The following is a 5,987-nucleotide window of genomic DNA, read 5'->3' as shown; positions in this document are numbered from 1 at the left end:
GCCGCGGGTGCCGGTGTCCTTCTGCGGGTGAAGAACCCGGACACCCAGCAGGCCAAGGTACGGCTCAGCGTCGACTACGGCACCTTCGCCCAAGCGTACGGCGGTAGTTACGGCTCCCGCCTCGCCCTGTACGAGGTGCCCGCCTGCGCGTTGGAGGAGAAGCTCGGCGGTAAGCAGTGCAAGGGCAGCCCGAAGCCGCTGGCTTCCGTCAACGACGCGAAGGCCGAGACCGTCTCCGCGCCCCTGTCCGCGACCTCCGCGGGCACGGTGGTCGCCCTTGCCGCCGCCGACGCCTCCGCACAGGGCGACTACAAGGCGACTCCGCTGTCTCCCTCGGCCGAGTGGAGTGTTGCGCCGTCCTCGGGCGGCTTCTCCTGGTCGTATCCGATCTCGGTCGTGCCGACGCCCGGTGGACTGACCCCGTCGGTGGGCCTGTCGTACTCCTCCCAGTCGGCGGACGGCCGTACCGCGACCACCAACAACCAGGGCTCCTGGGTGGGCGAGGGCTTCTCCTACGAGCCTGGCTACGTCGAGCGCTCGTACAAGGCCTGCGCCGACGACGGACACTCCTCCTCCGGCGAACAGTGCTGGGCGTTCGACAACGCGACGCTGATGCTCAACGGCTCGGCGGCACAGCTGGTCAAGGACGACGAGTCCGGCGAGTGGCATGTCTCGGGTGAGGACGGCTCCAAGGTCGAGAAGCTGACCGACGCCACCAACGGAGACGACGACGGCGAGCACTGGAAGGTCACCACCACCGACGGCACCGAGTACTGGTTCGGCCTCAACCGGCTTCCCGGCTGGAGCAGCGGCAAGACGGAGACCGACTCCGCGTGGACCGCGCCGGTCTTCGGTGACGATGAGAAGGAGCCCTGCTACAAGGCGACGTTCGCCGAAGCGTGGTGCAAGCAGGCGTGGCGCTGGAACCTCGACTACGTCAAGGACACCCAGGGCAATGTCATGACCTACTCCTACGGGCAGGAGACCAACCACTACGCCCTGAACGGCAAGACCGACGCCAACGGCACCTCCTATGTCCGTGGCGGCTACCTCAAGCGCATCGAGTACGGTCAGCGCGAGTCCACGCTGTACTCGCAGTCCGCACCGGCCCGCGTGGTCTTCGACACCGCCGAACGCTGCCTTGCCACCGACGCGTTCGACTGTGCGACTGACAAGTGGACGGCGGCCAACGCCGGCAAGTGGCCGGACACCCCGTGGGACCGCTACTGCAAGGCGGACACCAAGTGCACGGCCACCCAGGCCTCCCCGTCGTTCTGGACCCGTAAGCGGCTCACGGCGATCACCACGCAGGCCTACACCGGTGACAGCGCGACCCCGTACACCGACGTCGACTCCTGGTCGCTGACCCACCGTTTTACCGACAATGGCGACGACTCCAACACCCTGTGGCTGTCGGAGATCGTCCACACCGGCAAGGCCGGTGACGGCGCCGACATCGAACTGCCGCCCGTGTCGCTGATCGGCACCAAGCTGGAGAACCGCGTCGACAAGATCGGCGACAACATCGCGCCCCTGAACCGTTTCCGGCTCGCCACCGTGGTCAGTGAGAGCGGCGCCCAGCTCGACATCGCCTACAAGGCGGCCGACTGCTCGGCGGACGCCCTGCCCAAGCCCGGTGAGTCGGTCAAGCGCTGCTACCCGGTGATGTGGGCGCCGTCGGGCCAACTGGAGCCGATCACCGACTGGTTCCACAAGTACGTCGTCGACACCGTCAGCCAGCGCGACCGCACCGGCGGCGACGTCAACGACGTGATGGTCACCCGTTACGAATACCAGGGCGACGCGGCCTGGCGGCATGCCGAGCCCGACGGCATGACCGACGAGAAGTTCCTGACCTGGAGTCAGTGGCAGGGCTACGGCAAGGTCTCCGTCACCAGCGGCGACAGCGAGCACAGCACCCGTGTCGACCACACCTACCTCCAGGGCATGGACGGCGACAAGGCGCCCGGCGGCGGAACCCGCACCGAGAAGATCACCGCGTCCGACGGCTCCGACTTCACCGGGCACAAGGAGTTCACCGGCTACGAGGTGGAGAAGGCCGCCTACGACAAGGGCAAGGTCGTCTCCAAGGTGATCAGCAAGCCGTGGAAGCACGACACGGCCACCCAGACCAGGAGCTGGGGCACCACCAAGGCCACCATCACCGAGACGACCGAGGTGCGCGGATACTCCGCCAAGTCCTCGGGCGGCTGGGTGGAGACGCTGTCGACGACGGAGTTCGACCCCGAGTACGGCCGCGTTCTGAAGATCGACAACCGCGGTGACACCTCGACGGCGACCGACAACACCTGTACGCGTACGTCGTACGCCGACAGTGCCGCCAAGCACATCTACTCCCTGCCCCAGCAGATCGAGACCGTCTCGGTCGCCTGTGACGTCACGCCGAACCGCACGACCGACGGCAAGACCCCCGGCGACATCGTCACCGACGAGCGCACCCTGTACGACAAGGGTGCCTACGGCGCCGCGCCCACCAAGGGCCTGGCCACCGCCACCGAACGCCTCGTCTCGCACGACGGCACCAAGGGCACATACCAGACCACCGGCACCACCACCTACGACGGCTTCGGCCGCCCCACCAGCCAGGAGGACGTGGCCGGAGCGCTGACGACAACCGCGTACACGGACGTCAACGGCCTGATCTCCTCGACCAAGGTCACCAACGACCTCGGCCACATCACCACCACGTCCTACGACCGGCTGCGCGGCCAGTCCACCGGCCAGACCGACCCCAACACCAGGCGCACCGACCTCGCCCGCGACGCGCTCGGCCGGCTCACCTCCGTCTGGCTGCCCGACCGCCGCAGCAACCAGACGCCGAGCATCAAGTACTCCTACCTCGTCCGCCAGGACAAGCCGGTCGCCGTCAAGACCGAGAAGATCGAGCAGGACGGCACCTACGGCACCGAGTGGCAGCTGTACGACGGTCTGCTGCGCCCGCGCCAGAAGCAGACCGAGGGCCCCACCGGCGGCCGGATGGTGGCCGACTCGTTCTACGGTTCTACGGGCGCGGTGAAACGGGCCAACGAGACGTACTACGCCGCCGGTACCGCCTCCGACGAACTGCTCACCGTGACCAACGGAGACGTCGCCAACCAGACGCGCTACGAGTACGACGGCCTGGGCCGCACCACCGCCGAGATCTTCACCATCGCCGGATACGAGCAGTGGCGAAACACCACCTCCTACGACGGCAACATGACGCACAGCGACCCGCCTCCCGGCGGTGTGGCGACCACGACGGTCACCGACGCAGAGGGCAAGGTCAAGGAGCTGTGGCACTACAAGGGCCACACACCCGTCCCGACCGGCCCGGGCTCCGAGCGCACGGTCACCAAGTACACCCACACCGCGGCCGGTGAGCTGGCCACCGTCACCGACTCCAAGGGCAACGTCTGGCGCCAGGAGTACGACCAGCGCGGCCGCATGGTCCGCAAGGTCGACCCGGACGCCGGCGAGACGATCCTCACCTACGACGAGGCCGACCGTCTGACGTCCACCAAGGACGCCCGGCAGCGGATTTTGTCCACCGAGTACGACAGCCTGGGCAGGCCCAAGTCGACCTGGGAAGGGGCGGTGTCCGAGGGCACCAAACTGACGGAGACCAAGTACGACAAGTCAGGCTCGCTCGGCTACTCCCACGCCAGTTACCGCTTCCTGCCGAACGGTGAGGCGTACTCCACTGTCGTCGCCACCTTCGACACCTTCTACCGGCCGCTGACGACCAACTACACGGTCCCGGCCTCGGAAGGGAAGCTCGCGGGCACCTATCCCTTCACCACCGCCTACAACCGGGACGGCACGGTCGCCTCCACCGGTGTGCCGGCGGCCGGTGGACTGCCCACCGAGAGCCTGAAGTACACGTACGACGAACTCCAGCGCCCGCTCACCATGGCCAGCGCCACCTCGACCTACGTCACCGGCACGGTCTGGTCCAACACCAGCCAGCTGCTCCAGCTCTCCCTGAGCACCGGCGGCCCTCGCACGGAGAAGAACTTCTACTACGAGAAGGGCACCGACCGTCTCACCCGGGCCACGGTGAAGGTCGGCTCCACCGCCACGGTCGCCAAGGACCAGCACTACTCCTACGACCAGTCCGGCAACGTCCTGTCCATCACCGACACCGCCACCCCGGCGAGCAGTTCGACACTCGATGTGCAGTGCTTCGCCTACGACGGCCAGGCCCGCCTCGTCGACGCCTGGACCCCGGCGGCCACCGCCACCACGGCCGAGGGCGAGGGCACGATCGGCGGGACCGCCGACTACGCCGGAAAGAAGCCCACCGCCTGTGACGCCGCCCCCGGCACCAACCCGCTGGGCGGGCCCTCCCCCTACTGGACGAGCTGGTCGGTCGACGACATCGGCAACCGCACCCAGGAGACCCGCCACGACCCGTCCCTGAACACCGCCAAGAACACCACCCGGACCCTCACCTACCAGGACGGCGACCAGGACGGCACGCCCGGCGAGACCGGCGACGGCGGCCCGCACCAGGTGACCAAGATCGCCGAGACGACCCCGACCGGGGACCGGCAGCAGACGTACCAGTACGACGTCTCGGGCAACACCCACAAGCGCACCATCGGCGGCGACACCCAGAGCCTCGACTGGGACGCGACCGGCAAGTTGACCAAGGCGACAGAGGCCGACGGTACCGAGACCTCGTTCCTGTACGACGCGGGCGGCGCGCGGATCAAGCGCACCACCGCCGATGCGACCACGCTCTACCTGCCGGGTATGGAACTGGAGCTGAAGACGGGCTCCACCGCCGTCACGGCGACGCGCCACTACTCGTACGCCGGCCAGACGATCGCGATCCGCACCTCGGACAACAAGGTCTCGTTCCTCTCCGCCGACCACCACGGCACCGGCGACCTCGCCGTCGACGCGGTCAGCGGTGCCGTCACCCAACGGCGTACCGACCCGTACGGGGCCGCCCGCGGCAAGCTGTCACCGGAGACGGGCACCTGGCCGGGCGAGAAGGGCTTCGTCGGCGGCACGATCGATGCCTCGACCGGCCTGGTCCATATCGGAGCCCGCGAATACGACCCGGATCTGGGCAAGTTCATCTCGGCGGATCCGCTCATCGACTACACGCGGCCGCAGCAGATGAACGGGTACGCGTACGCGAGCAACACCCCCGTGACGCTGTCCGATCCGACAGGCCTGTTCGAATGCCGGAACGGCCGGTCCATGAGCTGCGACCGGCACGGCAACTACCGTAGTCAGGGGGCCTGGTGCCCGAACCCCGTCGACCCGGCCTGCGCTGGTGGCAGTGCCGATGTCGGCCGGGCGACACAGGACGTCGCCGCAGCGGAGCAGCAGCAATCCTCCGCCCAGCAGCGGTTCAGGTCGGCGGGCAAGGAGCTCGTCAAGATCGTCATGGACATCCTCGGCGTCAATGCCGCGTTGGACTGTTTTTCCAGCGGTGATCTGGCCGCCTGCGGCGAGACGATGCTGACCATCGCGGGCAGTTTCGCGGGTGGTATCGCCGGCAAGCTCCTGGCGAAGTACGGCATGCCCTGGAACATGCGCAAGGGCATCCAGCTGGCCAAACGCGTCACCGGCCTGCTGGGGGATCTCTTCGGCGGCCTGAGGGACATGTCGAAGGCGTCCGAGCGGGTCAACAAGGCACGGGCCAACCTGGCCAAGGCGCGGGAGAAGGCCCTTGCCGCCGTCGACAGGATCAAGAGTGCAGTTGGTCGTGGGAAGCCCAAGTGCCACAGCTTCCTGCCCGACGCCGAAGTCCTTCTGGCCGATGGCAAACGCAAGAAGATCAAGGACATCAGACCGGGCGACAAGGTCACGGTCACGGACCCGAAGACCGGCCGTACGGTCGTCCGTGAGGTCGCGGGCACGATCGTCACGGAGGACGACAAGCACTTCGTCGACCTGACGATCAACTCGAAGTCACTGACGGCGACGACCACACACCCCTTCTGGGTGGTCTCGGAGAACCGCTGGCT

The 5,987-nt window shown here is 67.7% G+C and carries 1 protein-coding gene; it reads left to right on the top strand.

Going from position 1 to position 5,987, the window contains the following annotated elements; all coding sequences use genetic code 11:
* Positions 1–27 precede the first annotated feature (27 nt).
* Positions 28–5,987, top strand: a 5,960-nt coding sequence (locus I8N67_RS40650; RefSeq protein ID WP_307835522.1) for an RHS repeat-associated core domain-containing protein, incomplete at its 3' end; no start/stop codon positions are given.

This window comes from Streptomyces adelaidensis (assembly GCF_016598475.1).
In the GTDB taxonomy this organism is placed as follows: domain Bacteria; phylum Actinomycetota; class Actinomycetes; order Streptomycetales; family Streptomycetaceae; genus Streptomyces; species Streptomyces adelaidensis.
The sequence above is the reverse complement of the archived record's forward strand: the minus strand, read 5'-3'. Positions and strand labels throughout refer to the sequence as shown.